This window comes from Hephaestia sp. MAHUQ-44, from assembly GCF_023806085.1.
GTDB lineage: Bacteria > Pseudomonadota > Alphaproteobacteria > Sphingomonadales > Sphingomonadaceae > Sphingomonas.
In genome coordinates this window covers 35226-53546 of the sequence record NZ_JAMSLX010000008.1, presented here as the reverse complement: position 1 = coordinate 53546, position 18321 = coordinate 35226, and the positions used below count along the sequence as shown (strand labels likewise).

Annotated in this window: 16 protein-coding genes and 1 tRNA gene; 7 read left to right on the top strand and 10 right to left on the bottom strand. The window is 66.0% G+C overall.

From position 1 onward, the window contains the following. Positions 1-15: 15 nt before the first annotated feature. The 3 genes from NFE57_RS10280 to NFE57_RS10270 are packed head-to-tail and all read right to left on the bottom strand — an operon-like array spanning position 16 to position 4107. Positions 16-843, bottom strand: a complete 828-nt coding sequence (locus NFE57_RS10280; protein ID WP_252135489.1) for a 4-(cytidine 5'-diphospho)-2-C-methyl-D-erythritol kinase — start codon at positions 841-843, stop codon at positions 16-18. Next, positions 840-2480, bottom strand: coding sequence for a tetratricopeptide repeat protein (locus NFE57_RS10275; protein ID WP_252135488.1), 1641 nt, complete (start codon positions 2478-2480; stop codon positions 840-842). The genes NFE57_RS10280 and NFE57_RS10275 overlap by 4 nt, the downstream gene beginning before the upstream one ends. Further along, positions 2452-4107 (bottom strand): electron transfer flavoprotein-ubiquinone oxidoreductase, encoded by a 1656-nt coding sequence (locus NFE57_RS10270; RefSeq protein WP_252135487.1) that lies wholly within the window; start codon positions 4105-4107, stop codon positions 2452-2454. Before NFE57_RS10270 ends, NFE57_RS10275 begins: the two co-directional genes overlap by 29 nt. Before the next feature lie 118 nt (positions 4108-4225). Here NFE57_RS10270 and NFE57_RS10265 point away from each other — a divergent pair, with 118 nt between their 5' ends. Genes NFE57_RS10265 through moaB form a run of 3 tightly spaced genes read left to right on the top strand, consistent with a single transcriptional unit; the run spans position 4226 to position 7249 of the window. Then, positions 4226-4951: a uracil-DNA glycosylase family protein gene (locus tag NFE57_RS10265; RefSeq protein ID WP_252135486.1), complete on the top strand. Its 726-nt coding sequence runs from the start codon at positions 4226-4228 to the stop codon at positions 4949-4951. Continuing rightward, entirely contained in the window at positions 4948-6732 is a 1785-nt protein-coding gene (locus NFE57_RS10260) for a lytic transglycosylase domain-containing protein (RefSeq protein ID WP_382280287.1), read from the top strand. The genes NFE57_RS10265 and NFE57_RS10260 overlap by 4 nt, the downstream gene beginning before the upstream one ends. Then, positions 6722-7249 carry a molybdenum cofactor biosynthesis protein B gene (gene moaB / locus NFE57_RS10255; RefSeq protein ID WP_252135485.1) on the top strand — a complete coding sequence of 176 codons (528 nt, stop codon included), beginning with the start codon at positions 6722-6724 and terminating at the stop codon, positions 7247-7249. The genes NFE57_RS10260 and moaB overlap by 11 nt, the downstream gene beginning before the upstream one ends. A 175-nt stretch (positions 7250-7424) precedes the next feature. Here the strand turns inward: moaB and NFE57_RS10250 are convergent, their stop codons facing one another. Together NFE57_RS10250 and NFE57_RS10245 are read right to left on the bottom strand one after the other, a co-directional pair. Further along, positions 7425-7949 carry a YbjN domain-containing protein gene (locus tag NFE57_RS10250; RefSeq protein WP_252135484.1) on the bottom strand — a complete coding sequence of 175 codons (525 nt, stop codon included), beginning with the start codon at positions 7947-7949 and terminating at the stop codon, positions 7425-7427. Between the two features lie 50 nt (positions 7950-7999). Beyond that, a complete protein-coding gene (locus tag NFE57_RS10245; RefSeq protein ID WP_252135483.1) occupies positions 8000-8344 on the bottom strand; it encodes a VOC family protein in 345 nt (114 codons plus the stop codon). A gap of 56 nt (positions 8345-8400) precedes the next feature. Here NFE57_RS10245 and NFE57_RS10240 point away from each other — a divergent pair, with 56 nt between their 5' ends. Next, complete coding sequence (locus tag NFE57_RS10240) at positions 8401-9474, top strand: PA0069 family radical SAM protein (protein WP_252135482.1); 1074 nt, start codon at positions 8401-8403, stop codon at positions 9472-9474. A gap of 3 nt (positions 9475-9477) precedes the next feature. Here the strand turns inward: NFE57_RS10240 and NFE57_RS10235 are convergent, their stop codons facing one another. The 3 genes from NFE57_RS10235 to lepA form a co-directional block, all read right to left on the bottom strand. Then, on the bottom strand, positions 9478-11091 hold the full coding sequence (locus NFE57_RS10235) for an alpha-L-fucosidase (RefSeq protein ID WP_252135481.1): 1614 nt from the start codon (positions 11089-11091) through the stop codon (positions 9478-9480). A 50-nt stretch (positions 11092-11141) separates the two neighbouring features. After that, positions 11142-11747, bottom strand: coding sequence for a superoxide dismutase family protein (locus NFE57_RS10230; RefSeq protein WP_252135480.1), 606 nt, complete (start codon positions 11745-11747; stop codon positions 11142-11144). A gap of 67 nt (positions 11748-11814) precedes the next feature. Further along, entirely contained in the window at positions 11815-13626 is a 1812-nt protein-coding gene (lepA, locus tag NFE57_RS10225) for a translation elongation factor 4 (protein ID WP_252135479.1), read from the bottom strand. Between the two features lie 231 nt (positions 13627-13857). On the opposite strand from lepA, the gene NFE57_RS10220 reads away from it, so the two are divergent. The 3 genes from NFE57_RS10220 (at position 13858) to NFE57_RS10210 (ending at position 16216) form a co-directional block, all read left to right on the top strand. Then, entirely contained in the window at positions 13858-14628 is a 771-nt protein-coding gene (locus tag NFE57_RS10220) for a CsgG/HfaB family protein (protein ID WP_252135478.1), read from the top strand. A 109-nt stretch (positions 14629-14737) separates the two neighbouring features. After that, positions 14738-16039, top strand: a complete 1302-nt coding sequence (locus NFE57_RS10215; protein WP_252135477.1) for an FAD-dependent oxidoreductase — start codon at positions 14738-14740, stop codon at positions 16037-16039. Between the two features lie 100 nt (positions 16040-16139). After that, positions 16140-16216: transfer RNA gene (locus NFE57_RS10210), tRNA-Pro, on the top strand. 272 nt (positions 16217-16488) lie between these two features. Here NFE57_RS10210 and NFE57_RS10205 read toward each other — a convergent pair. Together NFE57_RS10205 and NFE57_RS10200 are read right to left on the bottom strand one after the other, a co-directional pair. Continuing rightward, complete coding sequence (locus NFE57_RS10205; RefSeq protein WP_252135476.1) at positions 16489-16755, bottom strand: hypothetical protein; 267 nt, start codon at positions 16753-16755, stop codon at positions 16489-16491. A 132-nt stretch (positions 16756-16887) separates the two neighbouring features. After that, positions 16888-18285: a M20/M25/M40 family metallo-hydrolase gene (locus tag NFE57_RS10200; protein WP_252135475.1), complete on the bottom strand. Its 1398-nt coding sequence runs from the start codon at positions 18283-18285 to the stop codon at positions 16888-16890. Positions 18286-18321 lie beyond the last annotated feature (36 nt).

The window sequence follows — 18321 nt, the reverse complement described above, 5'->3', positions numbered from 1 at the left end:
AGCGCGCCGTTCCGCTTACGCCAGCGCCGTTTCGAGGCACCACCAGTTGGGGTACGCCGCACGGATCGCGGTGGCGGCGATCGCGCGATCCTCCGCGCTTGCATAGAGCGCAAAGCAGGTCGCGCCCGAACCCGACATCCGCACAAGCAGCGGCGCGCCGACATCGTCCAGCGCCGTCAGTACGTCAACGATGACAGGCGCGATCGCACGCGCCGGCGCTTCGAGATCGTTACCGCTCGCCACCGCGCGTTCCAGCAATCCGCCGTCCGCGATCGGCCCCGAATCGCGGCCATCCCACGCCGCGAACACGGCCGCTGTCGAAACCGCGACGCGCGGATTGACGAGCAGCACCGGCGTCCCCGCCAAGCTATCGACGGGCGCAAGTACGTCGCCGCGCCCGGAGCCCAACGCGGTACGCCCGGCGAGGCAGGCGGGCACGTCGGCGCCCAGCCCGACCGCGCACGCCATCAACCGCGGATCGTCGCGCGCAACGTCCTTCAATCGTGCCAGCGCGCGCAGCGTTGCGGCGGCATCTGCCGACCCTCCGCCGATCCCCGAAGCGACCGGCAGACGTTTGTCGAGCTCGATCGCGAGTGGCCCGCACGCGCCAAATGCGCCCGAAAACGCCGCGACCGCCGCGAGCGCAAGGTTTTCCTCGGTCGAAAGCCCCGCCGCAAACGGCCCGGTGATCGTCAGGCGCGTCGAGTCCGCCGGTTCGAGGCGCACCACATCGCCATCGCGCACAAAGGCGAACAGCGTCTCGATCGCGTGATAGCCGTCCGGCCGGCGATGGCGAACGTGGAGCGCGAGATTGATCTTGGCCGGCGCGGGTTCGACGATCACCGCGCCGCACGCTCCTGTGCGGGCAAGCCCGCCGCGAGCTTGTCGGCGAGCCGCGTGGCATCGTCGCCCTCGGCATAGATCGCCGCGGCCCGCCAGGCGTAGCGCGCTTCAAATTCGCGGCCGGCCTGCCAGTAAGCGTCGCCCAGATGCTCGTTGATCTCGACATCGGCGGGTGATTTTTTCGCTGCCTGTTGAAGCAGCGGCAACGCCGTCGCGATATCGCCGAGGCGAAAATGCGCCCAGGCCAAAGAATCGGTAATCGCGGGATCGTCGGGCTCAAGCGCATGCGCCCGCTCGACCAGCGCCAGCGCGCTGGCCGGATCGCCGCCATTCTCCAGCGATGAATAGCCCAGATAATTGAGCACGATCGGCTCGTCCGGTGCCAGTTCGAGCGCCTTTTCGAGCGCGGGCCGGGCATTGGCCCAATCGCCGGCCTGTTCGTATGCTCCGCCCTTCTGGAGCCACAACAACCAGGTCGCACGATCGCCCGCGCGCGCAATCGCGCTGTCATACACACCTGCGGCCTCGGCATAGCGTTTGGCGGCGACGAGTTGGTCGCCATAGCGCTGGATCGCGATGACCCCGGCATCGGGCGCTTCGGCCAGCGCCGCCGCCGCGACCAGGGCTTCGGCATCGTCGCCCGCGCGGGCGAGCACGCTCACCCGTGCGTCGGCCGCCGCGGGGCCGAACGCGCCATTGGGATCGACCGCATCGAGCGCCTCGAGCGCGAGTGCCGTTTCGCCGAGATCGCTCAACGACTCCGCCAGCAACAGCCGTGCCCGATCGTTGGCGGGATCGGCGCGCAATGCCGCCCGCGCGAGTACCAGCGACAAGGGAATGGGGTCGCCAGCGGCGAGATCGTCGGCAAGCCGCGCGAAGAGTTGCGATACCCCGAACCCGAACGAGGGCCTGGCCCCCTTCAACCCGGCCGCAACCGCGGCGACTTCGGGATCATGGCCGGCAAGCAGCGCCTGCGCCTGCTCGGCATGGCCCGCGCCGATCAGCAGGCGGGCGGCGGAGATCCGCGTATCGACGCCCGATCGATCGAGGCTCGACACCGCCCGGATCGCCGCCACGCCGTCCGCCACATGGCCGCGCGCGATCAGCAGCAACGCGTGATTTTCGCTCTCATACCGCTTGAACAGTGGATTATCGGTTCCCGTTGCCAGCGCCGGAAAGGGATCGCGTTTGCGCCCCATCGCCTGCCAGGCCTTCACGATCGGCATCGTGAACGCCAGCGGCCCGCGCTGCAACGCCTCGGTCGCGCGGCTTGCCGCCTTGTCGTCTTGCGCCGCCACGGCAGCGGCGAGCCGCCACAGCGCGCCGTCGGTCGGCGCGACATCGGCCTGTTCGAGCACCGTCAACGCGCGATCGGCGAGCGTCACGTCGCCCGCCTCCATCGCTGCGCGATAGGCGCGGATCGCGACCAGCGCGTTGCCCGGCGCGGCCGTCAGTGCGGCGCCATAGCCAGCGGCGGCCCGGCGCGCATCGCCATCGGCATCGGCGGCACGCGCCTTGACGTAATCGGAAAGGTCGGCCGGGCGCGTGCTTGCCGCCGCCGGTATCGCGACGGCGGGAACGGCAAGCGATGCCGCGATCAGCGCGACCTTACATGTTCGGATAATTGGGGCCTCCACCGCCTTCGGGAACCACCCAGTTGATGTTCTGGGTCGGGTCCTTGATGTCGCACGTCTTGCAATGGACGCAATTCTGGGCGTTGATCACGAATTTCGGATTGCCTTCTTCCTCGCCCACGATCTCGTAAACGCCCGCCGGGCAATAACGCTGCGCGGGTTCGTCATACATCGGCAGGTCGTAATCGACCGGGATGTCGGGGTCGCGCAGCGTCAGATGAACCGGCTGGTCCTCCTCGTGATTGGTGTTGGACAGGAACACCGACGACAGCCGGTCGAAACTGATCACGCCATCGGGCTTGGGATAGGCGATCTTGCGTACCAGATCCTTGCGCCACAGGCTCTCATGATCGGGGTGATGCCCCATCGTGAAGGGCATGGTGATACCGAGTTGCTCGGCCCACATCGTGATCCCGGCCAGCCCCGAGCCAAGGAAATCGCCGTATTTCTTGACGAGCGGCACGACGTTGCGGACCTTCTTGAGCTCCTTGTAGACCCAGCTCTTCTCGTACGCGGCGGGATAAGCGGCGAGTTCGTCATGCGCGCGGTCGGCCTCGACCGCCTCGTACGCGGCATCGGCGGCCATCATCCCGGTCTTCATCGCGGTGTGCGATCCCTTGATCCGCGGCACGTTGACGAACCCCGCCGAGCAACCGATCAGCGCGCCGCCCGGAAACACGAGCTTGGGCACCGATTGCCACCCGCCGTCGTTGATCGCGCGCGCGCCGTACGACACGCGCTTGCCGCCGTCGAGCACCGCACGGATCGCGGGATGCGTCTTCCAGCGCTGCATCTCCTCGAACGGCGAAAGATAGGGGTTCTGGTAATTGAGCCAGGTGACGAAGCCCAGCGCGACCTGCCCGCCGGCCTGATGATACAGGAAGCCCCCGCCATTGGCGTCCTCGCCCAGCGGCCAGCCCTGGGTGTGGATCACGCGCCCCGGCACGTGCTTGTCGGGCGCGATGTCCCACAATTCCTTGATCCCCAGCCCATAAACCTGCGGCTGGCTGTCGCGCGCCAGATCGAACTGGCGGATCAATTGCTTGGAAAGGTGCCCGCGCACGCCTTCGGCCAGGAAAGTGTATCTGGCGTGCAACTCAAGCCCGGGCTGGTAATCGGGCTTGTGCGTGCCGTCGCGCGCAACGCCCATGTCGCCGGTCGCGACTCCCTTTACCGATCCATCGTCGTTGAACAGGATCTCGGCCGCCGCGAAGCCGGGGAAAATCTCCACCCCCAGCCCTTCGGCCTGCTCGGCCAGCCAGCGGCACAGATTACCGAGACTTCCGGTATAGGTGCCGTTGTTGCTCATCAGCGGCGGCAGCAGGAAATGCGGCATCTCGCGCTTGCGCGTTTCGCTCAGGATCCAGTGATGGTTCTCGGTCACCGGCGTTGCGGCGAGCGGGCAGCCCATGCTGCGCCATTCGGGCAGCAATTCGTCGAGCGCCTTGGGATCGACCACCGCACCCGACAGGATATGCGCGCCGACCTCGGAGCCCTTTTCGAGGATGCAGACCGACAGCTCGCGCCCCGCGTCGTTCGCGCGCTGCTTGAGCCGGATCGCCGCCGCGAGCCCCGCAGGACCTGCGCCGACGATCACCACATCGTAAGGCATCGATTCACGTTCGCTCACCAAATCTCTCCACACCGCACTGCCGGGCTGCGCTCGTCGCGTTGCAGCAACGTTCTGTCCGAGGGTCACTGCCCGTCAATTGACCGGCTCGTCAACCGGTGACTCTATTGATCGGGACATGGGGGCAGATCAGACCATAAACTGGCGGCGCGCGACGGCAAGTGCGCTCGATTGGTGGCACGAGGCGGGCGTCGACACGCTGGTTGACGATACGCCGCGCGCGTGGCTACGCGAACCGCTTGCTGTCGAACCACGCTCGGCCACTATCGCCGCCGCGCCCCCTCCCGCCGCGCCCTTGACCTTGCCCGACACGATCGAGGCGTTCGAAGCATGGCGTGTCGGCCCCGATGCGCCCGAGGCGGGATGGCCCGGCCGCCCGATCGCCGCATCGGGAGACCCTGCCGCCACGCTCGCGATTCTGGTCGATATGCCCGAGCGCGACGACGGTGAGACCCTGCTCGACGGCCCAGCCGGTGCGCTGTTCGATCGGATGCTCGCCGCAATCGGGCGTGACCGGTCAAACATCTACCTCGCCCCGCTGTGCGCGATCCGCCCGATTTCGGGCCAGATCCTCGACGACCATGCGCCCCGGCTTGCCGAACTCGCGCGTCATCGGCTCGCTTTGTGCCGCCCCCAACGACTGCTGCTGATGGGCAATGCGGCCAGCCGTGCGCTGCTCGGGGTCAACGGGGCTGCGGGACGCGGGCGTTTACATATACTTAACCACGGCAACGGACAAACGGAGGCAGTCGCCAGCTTCCCGCCGCGGTTCCTGCTCGAACAACCCGCGCGCAAGGCGGAAGCGTGGAAAGATCTGCAATTGGTGATCGGGGATCTGGCATGATGCGAGGGTGGTTGCTGATCTGCGCGATCGCCGCGCTTCCTGCGCCCGCACATGCCGCTTCTCCGGCCGACGCCGCCGATACCCGCCTGCCGCGCGCCGACGCCCGGCGCAGCGGCGTGATCCCGGCCCAGCTCGATCCCCAGCAGCGCGACGGCTATCGCGCGGTGTTCGCGGCGATCCGCGACAAACGCTGGGCGGATGCCCAACTCGGGCTCGATGCGATGAAGCCGGGGCCGCTCCATGCCACGGCGCGCGCGCTGCTCTATACCGCCGCCGGCAGCCCGAAGGTCGAGCTCCAACCGTTGCTGACCTTGCTGCGCGAGGCCCCCGAACTCCCGCAGGCGGCCCAGTTGTCGCGGCTCGCCAGGCTGCGCGGGGCGACCGACGCCGATCTGCCGCCGCTTCCCGAATTGCATGACATGCGCTGGGTTGCGGGCGCGCCATCGCGGCGCCGCGCGAAGGGGATCAGCGACACCGCGTCGGCGGCGCTGGCGCAGAAGATGCAGCCGTTCATCAAGGCCGACGACGGCATCGCCGCCGAAGCCTTGCTCGGCGAAACGCAGGATCTCACCCCCGAGGCGACCACCGAATGGCGCCAGCGCGTGGCGTGGATCTATTATCTCCAGGGTGACGATACCAATGCCCGGCGCGTCGCGGCCATGGCCGCCGGCGATCCCGGCGAATGGGGGATGCAGGCGCAATGGGTTGCCGGGCTCGCCGCGTGGCGCCAGCGCGATTGCACGGCCGCTGGCACGTCATTCGAGGCGGTGGCGATGCGCGCGGGCGATGCGGACATGCGTGCCGCCGGGCTCTATTGGGCCTCGCGCGCCGCCCTGGCATGTGGCCGGCCGGATAAGGTGCAGGGCCAGCTTCAGGGCGCCGCGCAATATGACGAGACCTTTTACGGCCAGCTCGCGCGGCAGGCGCTTGGGATCAATGCGCCGCTGTTTCGGACCGCCAACGTGTCGGCCGACTGGAAGCAGATCGGGCGCCGCCCCAACGCGCCGGTCGCGGCGGCACTGGTCGAGATCGGCGAGAACGGCCTCGCCGACACAGTGATCCGCCATCAGGCACAGATCGGCGATGCCGGCGATTATGCCGCACTGATCCACATTGCGGGCGCGATGAACCTCGCCAGTACCCAACTCTGGCTCGCCCACAACGCGCCGCAGGGCGCCGCCGCGGTGGCCTCGGCGCGTTTCCCCGCGCCCGATTGGGTGCCCGATGGCGGCTGGCGCGTCGATAAGGCGCTGGTCTACGCGCATACGCTTCAGGAATCGCGCTTCCGCACCGATGTGGTGAGCCCAGCGGGCGCCTATGGGCTGATGCAGATCATGCCCGCGGCGGCAACCGATATCGGCCGGCTCCAAGGCCGTGTGATCGATCGCGTCGCGCTCACCCGGCCATCGACCAATATCGAGGTCGGCCAATCCTATCTCGAACGGCTGCGCGATCAGCCCTCGACCGGCGGGCTGCTGCCCAAGGTGATCGCCGCCTATAACGCCGGGCCGGTCCCGGTGACCGCGTGGAACGCCTCGACGCGCGATAACGGCGATCCGCTGCTCTACATCGAATCGATCCCTTATTGGGAAACGCGCGGTTATGTGGCGACGGTGCTGCGCAATTACTGGATCTACGAGGGCGAGACCGGGAAGCAGGCCTCGCCGAGCCGTGCCGCGCTCGCACAGGGCATGTGGCCGCGCTTCCCCGGCATGGCGGGCGCCACCGCGATCCGCATGGGCGATACGCCGCGCGCGACGATGACCGCTCGTGTCGATTGACGAGACGGCCGCGTTTCTCCCGGTCAGGATCGCGGTGCTCACGGTCTCCGACACGCGAAGCCCCCAGGACGACCGCTCGGGCGACACGCTTGTCGAACGCCTCGAAAATGCAGGCCACATCCTCGCCGATCGCGCGATCGTGGCTGACGATGTCGAGACCCTCGTTACCTGCCTCAACGCATGGGTCGACGATCCTCAAATCGATTGTATCGTCACCACCGGCGGCACCGGCGTGACGGGGCGCGACGTGACCCCCGAAGCGGTCGAGCGCGTCGCCGACAAGATGATCCCCGGCTTCGGCGAGTTGTTCCGGTGGCTAAGCTTCCAGTCGATCGGCACCTCGACTGTGCAATCGCGGGCATGCGCCGGCGTCGCACGCGGCACCTATATCTTCGCGCTCCCCGGTTCGACCGGCGCAGTGAAGGATGGCTGGGACGGGATCCTCAAGGACCAGCTCGATAGCCGGCACAAGCCCTGCAATTTCGTCGACCTGATGCCGCGCCTGCGCGAGCGCTAGGTCGAAAAGCCTGTCCTACAACGGTAAGTTCCTATAATGTTCCAAGCGCTCAATTGTGGAGCCGCTCTTTCGCATTGTCGCATCGCCACATCCTTAGACCGGCTCTTTAAGCCAGAATGCGGCTATGTCGCTTTCCCGGAACTTTCGGAACGTTCGCTCAGGCCACGTGATCCGATCAGCCCGCCGGTGTCGTGTCGCTGGTGCTGATCGGCGCGGTCTTGGTCGAAGCCTTGCCGCTGCGCTCATCAAGAAATTTGGCCAGCTCGGCGTCCATCACTGCGAACCAGTCGACCAGGTCGTCGAAATTCTTCTGCGTCATCCCGCCCACCGTGCTGACGTCGAGATATTCCGAAAGATCGCCGTCATCGTCGATCGCGACCTTGAGGAAGCGCTTGTGGGCGTTCCAGTCGTTGGTCAGCGCGGGCGAGAAATAATCCTGCTTCTTGTACCAGCTATAGAATTGGAGCGAGTTGCAGCCATCGTCGCCGCAATCGTAGAACTGGATCGAGAAATTCTGGCCGTTCGCCGCGCTGGCGATATAGGTGTCGCCCTTGCTGCTGGTCTTGATCTCGGCCCTGTAGCCCGCCTGCTGGAGCGCCTGCGCCACCGCTTCGGGCTTGCGCAGGTTGAGCAGCGGGTCCTCGGCCGGCTTGTCCGCCATCAGCGCGGCGGCCAGCAACACCCCCGGAAAGAGCACCATTTTCTGTCTTCCCCCATCACCTTAGTCCCGATTGATAGCAGACACCGTCGCTATCCCGCCAGTGGTTGCATCACCGCCAGTTCGTGACCATCGGGATCGCGAAAATGGAACCGACGGCCGCCCGGAAAGGCGAAGGTCGGCGTGGTGATCGTCCCGCCTGCCGCCCATACCGCTTCCTCGACCGCGTCGAGATCGTCGACCTCGATCACCGGCAAGGCCGCAATCGTCTTTTCGGTCGGGTCGGCCTGAAACCCGATATCGGTGTCGCCGCTTGTCGTGGCGGCATAGGTCGGGCCGAAATCGGCGAAATTCCACCCGAACGCGGCACCATAAAAGGTCTTTGCGGCCCCGGTGTCGGCAACCGGGAGTTCGAGATAATTGATCCGTGCGGGCATCATGGCCTCCTGTATATGTTCTTGATATGTTCTTACTGGCGCGCTATCTCCTGTCAATGGCGATCAAGCAACGCGCCGTGCGCGGCGCCACCCTCAACCGCGAGAGCGCACGCTTCAATCTGCCGCAAACCGAGGCCGATGGCGACTGGCTCGACGCGCGGGACAATATCGACGGCGCCCCGCCCCCGCTACGCACGACCGTGACGGTCGAAAAGCCCAGGACGATCCTCACCTTCAACGCGTCACCCGACATCGGATTCGACCGTTCGGTGAATCCCTACCGCGGCTGCGAACACGGCTGCATCTACTGTTTCGCGCGGCCGACCCACGCCTATCACGATCTGTCGCCGGGGCTCGATTTCGAGACCCGGCTGTTCGCCAAGCCCGATGGCCCCGCATTGCTGCGCGCGGCGCTGGCGAAGCACGGCTATGCCGTCCGCCCGATCGCCTTCGGCACCAATACCGATCCCTATCAGCCGATCGAGGCCAGATGGCGGATCACCCGCGGCTGCATCGATCTGCTCGCCGAGACGCAGCATCCGCTGACGATCACCACCAAATCGGATCGCGTGCTGCGCGATCTCGACCTGCTCGAACCGATGGCGCGCAAGCGGTTGGTGGCGGTGGTCGTATCGGTGACCTCGCTCGACCCACGGATCGCGATGACGCTCGAGCCTCGCGCGCCAGCGCCCGCGCGGCGGCTGGCGGCGGTGCGGCGGCTCGCCGATGCGGGGGTGCCGGTCTATGTGTCGATCGCGCCGATCGTGCCCGCGATCACCGACCATGAGATCGAGCATATCGTCGCGCGCGCCGCCGAAGCGGGCGCACGCGGCGCCTTCTTCCTGCCGGTGCGGCTGCCGCATGAGGTCGCGCCGCTGTTCCGCGCATGGCTGGCGACGCATTTCCCCGATCGCGCGGGCAAGGTGATGGCGATCATCCGCTCGATTCGCGGCGGTCGCGATAACGATCCCGATTTCTTCACCCGGATGCGCGGCCAGGGCGCATGGGCCGCGCTCATCCGCGCACGGTTCGCGATGGCGTGCAAGCGCTCGGGCCTCACCAACGAACGGATCGTCCTGCGCACCGATCTGTTTCGTCCGCCCGCAGGCGCACAAGGCGAATTGTTCTGACGCTCAGGCGGCGGCGAGGCCCCGCCCCTCGATCCTGATGACAGGCACGATCTCCTCCGCCCCCGCCGGCGGCAGGGTCAGCCGAAGCCCGGCATCGTCGCGATCGGTGGCAAGTGGCCCGCCACCGATCAGGCTTACGCGCTCGATTATGGCGTCCGGCAAAGCACGGCGCCCGAGCGCGGCGATCGTGACCGGTCCGGTCGGCCAGGCCAGCAGGATCGCATGGAGCGCGCCGTCTTTGGTCGTGAAGCGCACGTCGTGGCCGGTGAAGGGCTTGGCCTCGCCCTCGTTCATCACCCCTTTGGGCACCGCGGTCGGGCCCTCGCCAAAGACGTGCCACGGTCGCGAGCCGTAGATCGCCGCCTCACCGTTCCGCGCCATCCACCGGGTAATTCCCGCGACGATCTTCTCTTCCTCGCTGTCGATCGTGCCGTCGCCACGGACGGGAATCGACAGCAGCAGATTGCCGTTCTTGGCCACGACATCGCACAGGCGCTGGACCACCTGCTCGGCCGGGACGTAACTTTTCTGGTCGAAGCGCGCGCGATTATAGTGCCAATCACCGATGCACGTGCAGGTCTGCCATGGCTGGGGCCGCAGCTGATCGGAAAAGCCGCGCTCGACATCCTCGACCAACGCGCCGCGTTGATAATCGTCGAGCTTCTTGGCGGTGAGCACCACGTCGAGCGCGCCATCGGCACCGCGCCCCTGTGCGTAATAATGCGCGAGCGCCTCGATCCCATAGCTTCCGAATGGTGAACCACTATCGTCGAAATAAACCATGTCGGGCCGATATTTCTCGACCATATCCTTCTGCCGTGCGAGCCAGTTGGCGGCGAAGGCAGGATTGGCCGGGGGCGTGAATTCGATCCAGCGCCCGTCATGCACGTCGTGCCACGCGTTCATCGCATCGATCGAGGCGATGCCGTCGGGCGGCACGAAGCTGGGCCCGACATAGAGTTCCTGTGGATCGAGCCCGTCCCACCAGCGCCCTTTTCCGTCTGCACGGGTCAGCTTGAACGCGTCATAACGCTCACCGGCACGCGGGCCCTCGGCGTCGTAACCATAAGCGGTCTGCCACCAATGCCAGGCGTGCGAACTGTGGTTGCTGATTCCGAAGCGAAGCCCCGCGGCGCGCACCGCTTTCTCCCACGCGCCGACGATATCGCGCTTCGGCCCGACGCGCAGCGTGTTCCACGCGTGATGCGCGCTGTCGAACGCGTCGAGATTGTCGTGATGGCATCCCAGCGCCATGAAATAGCGGGCACCAGCGCGCTTGTAGAGGTCGACCAGCGCCTCGGGCTGCCAATGCTCGGCGTGCCAGCGGTTCTCGATCTCGAGGAAGCCGGTGTCCGCGGGGTGGCCGTAATGCGCGCGATGGTGCGCGTACATCGGATGGCCCTGGACGTACATCAGCCGTCCGTACCAATCGCCCGCTTCGGGCACGCATTGCGCGCTCCAATGCGCCCAGATGCCGAATTTGGCGTCGCGGAACCAGTCGGGAACCGAAAATGCGCCGCGCAGGCTCGACCAATTGGGCGATACGGGCGCCGCGGCGGCCGCGACGCCCGATGCGGCCATGCCGCCAAGCACGGCGCGTCTCGATAGCGATACCATGCCGCATCCGATCATGCGGCATGGCTCATGTCAACGCGTGTGGTTGGCCGTTATTGCGCGGTGAACACGCCGCAGGCGATGCGTGCGCCGCTGTTGCCGGCAGGATCGCTCTTGAGGTCATCGGCATCGGCATGGACGACGAACGCCGCCCCGTCGCTGTCAAGCAGCCCCGCCAGCGTCGCGCCGGGAATCGTCGCGCTGAGCGTTCCAGTGCCGTCGGCGGCGATGTCCATATTGGGCAGATCGCCCAGATGCGGCTTGGGCGATGCGGGATTGTTGACGCCATGATGGCTGTCGGCCGGGTTCCAATGGCCACCCGCCGTCTCGAACTTGGGTGCATCGCACTTGCCGGTGGTGTGGATGTGAACCCCGTGCGCGCCCGCCGGCAGGCCGACCGCGTTGAAGGTGAGGTTGAGCGCACCATCGGCCGCGGTCACCGTGGCGGTGCCTGCATCCTTGCCATCAGCGGTCTTGAGCAGGGCGATCGCGGTACCGCCCGCCGCCATCATGTTGCCATCGGCCATGTTGTCCATGCCGAGGTCGCTGCTCAGCGAGGCATCGTTCAGCGCGGCATCGTTGGTCGTCGCGGTCCCGCCCGAGCACGCCGCCAATGCCATCGCGAGCGCCGCTGCTCCCGTCGTTGCAATGAATCGCATCACTCTTCTCCCGTTATTGTTGTCACGCGTCGGTAAGCGAACCCGCCGATGGCGGCAGGGTTCCGCCCTAATTCTCGTCACCCATGCGCAGCGCGGCGATAAAGGCTTCCTGTGGAATGCTGACCGAGCCGTATTCGCGCATCCGCTTTTTGCCTTCCTTCTGCTTGTCGAGCAACTTGCGCTTGCGCGAGATATCGCCGCCATAGCATTTGGCGGTCACGTCCTTGCGCATCGCCGCGATCGTCTCGCGCGCGATCACCTTGCCGCCGATCGCCGCCTGGATCGGGATCTTGAACAGGTGGCGCGGAATCAAATCCTTCAGCCGCTCGCACATCCCCCTGCCCCGGCTTTCGGCGGTCGACCGGTGAACGATCATGCTCAGCGCATCGACCGGTTCGGCGTTGACGAGGATTCCCATCTTGACGAGATCGCCCTCGCGATAGCCGATCTGGTGGTAATCGAAGCTCGCATAGCCGCGGCTGATCGACTTGAGCCGGTCATAGAAATCGAACACCACTTCGTTGAGCGGCAGTTCGTACGTCACTTGTGCCCGATCGCCGACATAGGTCAGGTTTTTCTGGATGCCTCGGCGATCCTGGCAGAGCTTGAGGATCGCGCCGAGATATTCGTCGGGGCAGTAGATTACCGCTTGAATCCACGGCTCGGCGATCGTTTCGATCTTGTTGGGATCGGGCATGTCGGCCGGGTTGTGGAGTTCGATATGGCCCGCGCCATGCGTCAACTCGATCTGATACACCACCGAGGGAGCGGTGGTGATCAGATCGAGATCATATTCGCGCGTCAGCCGCTCCTGAATGATTTCGAGGTGCAGCAGACCCAGAAAACCGCAACGGAAGCCGAAACCGAGCGCGGCCGAGGTTTCCATCTCGAAGCTGAACGAGGCGTCGTTGAGTCGCAGCTTGCCGATCGATTCGCGCAATTTCTCGAAATCGGCGGCATCGACGGGGAAAAGCCCGCAAAACACCACCGGCTGAACCTGCTTGAACCCCGGCAGCGCTTCGGCCGCGGGCTTCTTCGCGTCGGTGATCGTATCGCCGACCGCGGTCTGCGCGACTTCCTTGATCTGCGCGGTGATGAAACCGATCTCGCCCGCGCCCAGTTCGCTGAGTTGCTCGATCTTGGGCCGCATACAACCGACCCGGTCGACCAGATGCGTCGTTCCGGTCTGCATGAACTTGATCTGCTGGCCCTTTTTGAGCGTGCCTTCCATCACCCGAACAAGGATGACGACGCCCAGATACGGGTCGTACCAGCTATCGACGAGCATCGCCTTGAGCGGCGCATCGCGATCGCCCTTGGGCGGCGGGATGCGCGTGACGATCGCTTCGAGCACCTCGGTGATGCCGAGCCCCGATTTGGCCGAGGTCAACACCGCGTCGGACGCGTCGAGCCCGATGATGTCCTCGATCTCGGCCTTGACCTTGTCGGGCTCGGCGGCGGGCAGATCGACCTTGTTGATGACGGGCACGATCTCATGGTCGTGCTCGATCGACTGGTAGACGTTGGCGAGCGTCTGCGCCTCCACTCCTTGCGCGGCATCGACAACGAGCAACGCGCCTTCGCACGCGGCAAGGCTGCGGCTGACTTCATAAGCGAAATCGACGTGCCCCGGCGTGTCCATCAGGTTGAGTTCGTAAACCTGGCCGTCGGTCGCGGTGTAGGCGAGCCGCACGGTCTGCGCCTTGATCGTGATCCCGCGCTCGCGCTCGATATCCATATTGTCGAGCACCTGCTCGCTCATCTCGCGCGCGGTCAGCCCGCCGGTCGCCTGGATCAGCCGGTCGGCAAGCGTCGACTTCCCATGGTCGATATGCGCGATAATGCTGAAATTTCTGATATTTTCGAGCGGAGTGGCCACGGATCGATTCTTGCCTGAATGAGGGGTGTCGCGCCGATAGCAGGCGCGCGCGGCTTTGCCAAAGCGTCAACGCGGCATCGCTGCCTTGCCTGCGCCTGCAAAAACGTAATTGATCTTACATTTTATACCTTGCCTTGCTACGCGAAACCCATCCCGGAAGCGCTAAAATAGGGTCGCCGATCTCGGATCGGTGAGGTGTGAACGGGGAGGACCCAACAACAAAGGTGGAATATGAAGATTTTAGCTATCAGCGCAGCCCTGGCGTCGCTGGCTTTTGGCGTATCCCCCGCCGAGGCACAATCATCGGGCCGCAAGGCGCAGGCACAGGGTACGCAGGAAATTCCGCGCTGCACGCGCAATCTCGGCACGATTGCGATCGTCGAGCCTGAGAACCAATGGTGGCGTGAGTTCAATCTCGGCTCACCGGAAGCGATTCTGAAGGTCTTCATCCAGCAATCGGGCTGCTTCCGGCTCGTCAATCGCGGCCGCTCGATGCAGAGCCGGGCGATGGAGCGCGCGCTTGCCGATCAGGGCGAATTGCAGGCGGGCTCGAATCTCGGTGGCGGGCAGGTCCGTGCCGCCGATTACTTCCTCGAACCCGATATCGTGTCGTCGAACAGCAATTCGGGCGGCAACAGCATCGGTGGCGCGCTGGGCGGCCTGCTCGGCGGGCGGGGCGTACTCGGCGGCATCGGTGCGGTGGCCGGCGGCATCAACATGAAGAAGAAGGAAGCCAACGTCACGCTGTCGATCGTCAACGCCCGGACCACCGAAGAGGAAGCGTTGACCGAGGGCTATGCCCGCAAGACCGACATCGGCTTCAGCGGCAGCGGCCGTGCGAACTGGTGGAGCGGCTTCGGCGCGGTCGGTGCCAGCGGCTACCAGAATACCGAGATCGGGCAGGTCATCGTCCTCGCCTATCTCGACGCGTACACCCGGCTGGTGACCCAACTCGGCGGCTTGCCGAGCAATGCCGCGGCGGCGGCGCCGGAAGCGCAATAACGCACGTTACGCCGGGCGGCAGTCGATACGCCGCCGCCCGGCACGACGCCCTTCCCACGCATCGCCGAGCCCGATAGACCTGTGTGGTCCAACGAGGGGAGGCTGCAATATGCGTCACGTCGCGGTGATCGGATCGGGGCCGGCGGGCTATTACACCGCAGAGGCCTGCCAGAAGACCTTCGGCGACGGCGTCCGCGTCGACATCATCGATCGCCTGCCGGTGCCTTTCGGCTTGATTCGATCCGGGGTCGCCCCCGATCACCAATCGATCAAGGGCGTATCGCGGCGCTACGAAAGCGTCGCGCTGACCGACAATGTCCGCTTCGTCGGCAACGTCACCGTCGGCAAGGACGTGACGATCGACGAACTCCACACGCTCTACGATGCGGTCGTGCTGGCAACCGGGGCGCCATCGGATCGCCCCCCTGACATTCCAGGCGCGGATCTGCCCGGAGTCATCGGCTCGGCCGCGTTCGTCGGCTGGTATAACGGCCATCCCGATTTCGCCGATCTGGCTCCCCCACTCGACGGGCCGGGGGTGGCGGTGATCGGCAACGGCAACGTCGCGCTCGACGTCGCACGCATCCTCGCCAAGACCAGAGCCGAGTTCGAGGGCTCCGACATCGTCGCCTATGCGCTCGATCAGCTCGACCGGCATACGATCGGCACGATCACGATTCTGGGCCGGCGCGGCCCGCACCAGATCGCGATGACTCCCAAGGAACTGGGCGAGCTTGGCCATCTGGAACGCGCGAGCCCGCGCGTCGACCCCGCCGACTTCCCGCCTGCCTTCAACGACGCGCTGCTCGAACCCGGCCAGCGCAAGTCGGTTGCGCTGCTGCGCGGCTTCGCCGCCGATCCGCAGGACAAGCCGATCGGCATCGTGTTCGATTTCTTCGCCCGGCCGGTGCGCTTCGAAGGCGATGCCAAAGTCGAACGCATCATCGTCGAGCGCACCCGGATCGATTCCGACGGCAATGCGGTGGGCACCGGCGAAACCTATGCCGTGCCCGCCGGGCTGGTGGTGAGTTGCATCGGCTATCGCACCCCGCCGATCGACGGCGTTCCCTACGATGCCGCGCTCGGCCGCTTCGCCAATCAGGATGGTCGGATCGCACCGGGGCTCTATGCGGTCGGCTGGGCCCGGCGTGGGCCATCGGGAACGATCGGCACCAACCGGCCCGATGGCTATGCGCTCGCCGAGCATCTCGCCAACGACCTGCCCGATGACGGCGGCAAGCAAGGCCGCACGGGGCTCGATGCGCTGCTCGCCGAACGTGGGGTCGATCTGGTCACCTTCCGCGATTGGCAGCGGATCGAGCAGGCCGAAATCGAGCGTGCCCGCGACGGTGCGCCGCGCGAAAAGTTCACCAGCATCGACGCCCTTCTGGGCGCGCGCGGCGCCGGATGAAATTGCGCCACCAACCCGCTTGCGCGCCTGCCTGGTCCTCGGTATAGGCGCGTCCAGCCGATCCACCCGCCCCGTTCTGGAGCGTGCGTGTATACTCCGTCGGGGAGTAGCTCAGCCTGGTAGAGCACTGCCTTCGGGAGGCAGGGGCCGGAGGTTCGAATCCTCTCTTCCCGACCATTATGCTGGCAATTCCACGCCATTACAGCGGCGGTCGCGGCGGCGCCCCGATCGAACGGGCAGCGCCAACGCTTCTGCAAGCAGGTGCACCGGGCCGGCCATAACGCTCACCCTATCGTGATCTCACCATCGCCGCCGCATCGTACGGCTCCGGTTGCGTCCTATCGAGGCGAAGATGCGTTTGCGGCGCCGTGGCAGAAGCAATAAAAAAGGGCGCCCCACGAAGGGGCACCCTCTTTTTCCATCAACTTCCGGGCCGAAGCCCGAAAAGCTTACTGGACGTTGGCGGCAGCCGCATCCGCAGCGTCGCGAACGTTGTCCGCGGCCGCATTGGCGTTGTCGGCAGCGTTCTCGAGCGTGTCGGCAACCACGGCGTTCGCGGTATCACCGGCAGCGGCTTCGAGGTTGTCGGCCGATGCTTCGAGGTTGTCGGCGACGACGTCCGCGTTGTTCTCAACCGCGTCCGCGGCCGGGTTGCTGTTGCACGCGGCCACGGTCATCAGGCCGGCGGCAGCGACGACAAAGGCAATCTTCTTCATCCGAATGCTCCCAAGAAAAAATAACGTTTCGCATCCGGCCCGTGCCGTCGCGAGGGGACCGCAAATAGCGCTCTTCACCCTCCCGTCAATCGCAAATTCATCTCAGCGTAATGTTTCGGCCATCGGTCTGCCTCATTTGCGCGGGGTTACGGCCCCGATTTCCTCAGGCGCATTGGCCACCACCGCAAGCATCGCCGTCCATGCCGCGACGTTCTGGCGAAGCTGTTCGGGATCGACCCGATCGAGCGTATCTTCGGGCGTGTGGTGCCAGTCGAAATAGCGCAACCCCGATTGATTGAGGTCGATCGCCGCCACTCCCCTGGCCATCATCGGTTCGACATCGGCGCCGTCGCCGCCAACCCCCGTTCCGCGCACGATGCCGAGCGGTGCGAGCGCCGTCTGAAGCCGGTCCGCGACAGTCGCCGCGCTAGCCGGCAGATTGGTCTCGAACCGCCAGACCCGATCGGCGCCGAAATCGGATTCGGCGGCAATCGCATGGCGTTCGTCGCCATGCGCTTTGGCATAGGCCTCGCCGCCGAACCCGCCGACTTCTTCCGCACCGAACCAGACCACCCGGATGGTACGCCGCGGCTGGCCCGCGGCCATGATCCGTTTGGCCGCGGCAGCCGTGATCGCGACCCCGGCGGCGTCGTCGATCGCCCCCGTGCCGAGATCCCAGCTATCGAGATGCCCGCCGATCAGCACGATCCCCGCATCGGGATCGCTGCCCGGAACCTCGGCGACCACATTGCCCGATTCATGGTTGCCGGTCTGGCGCGGTGTCAGCACCAGCTTGAGCGTGACAGGTTTGCCCCGCTTGACGATCCGCTCGAGATTTTCCGCATCGGCCACCGATAATGCGGCGGCCGGAATCGGCGTGACGCCATCGGGGAAATTGGTCGTCCCGGCGTGCGGTCCGCGCCCACGATCGGTGCCGATCGAGCGTATCACGATCGCCGCGGCGCCCTTTTTCGCCGCGATTCCCGGCCCCACGAAGCGGGCCACGCCGTACGCGCCGTAACTGCTGCCATCCTGGGTCGCCGCCATCGCGTGCGAGACAAAGGCGATCTTGCCCTTGAGGCTGCCTTCGGGCGCACGGACGAGATCGCCGAAGGTCGGGAAATACACGATCGGCGCGGTCAGGCCTGTCGCGGGCGTCGCCCCCGAATTGCCCAGGGCGGTCAGCCGCAAGGGCTGCGGAAAGGGCGACACGACCTCCGCGCGCTCCTCGCCGCGCACCCAGACCGGCATCTGATAGGTTTCGATGCGGACATTCTGAAAACCCAGCGCCTTGAGCTTGGCGGCGCCCCACGCGCGGGCACGCGCCTCGGCCTCGGTGCCTGCAAGGCGGGGCCCGATTTCGGTCGTCAGCCCCTCGACGATATCCCACGCGATGTCATCCTTGAGCGCCGCGTCGCGCAACGCCGCGACGTCAGCGGCTACCGGTGTGATCTGGCCGGCTGGCAGCGTCTGCGCGGCGGCGGGCGAAGCGATCACGGCGGCGATCGCGGACAAGGCGATTTTCATCATCGTTGCAGGCGTAACAAACGTCCGCGCGTTTGCCAA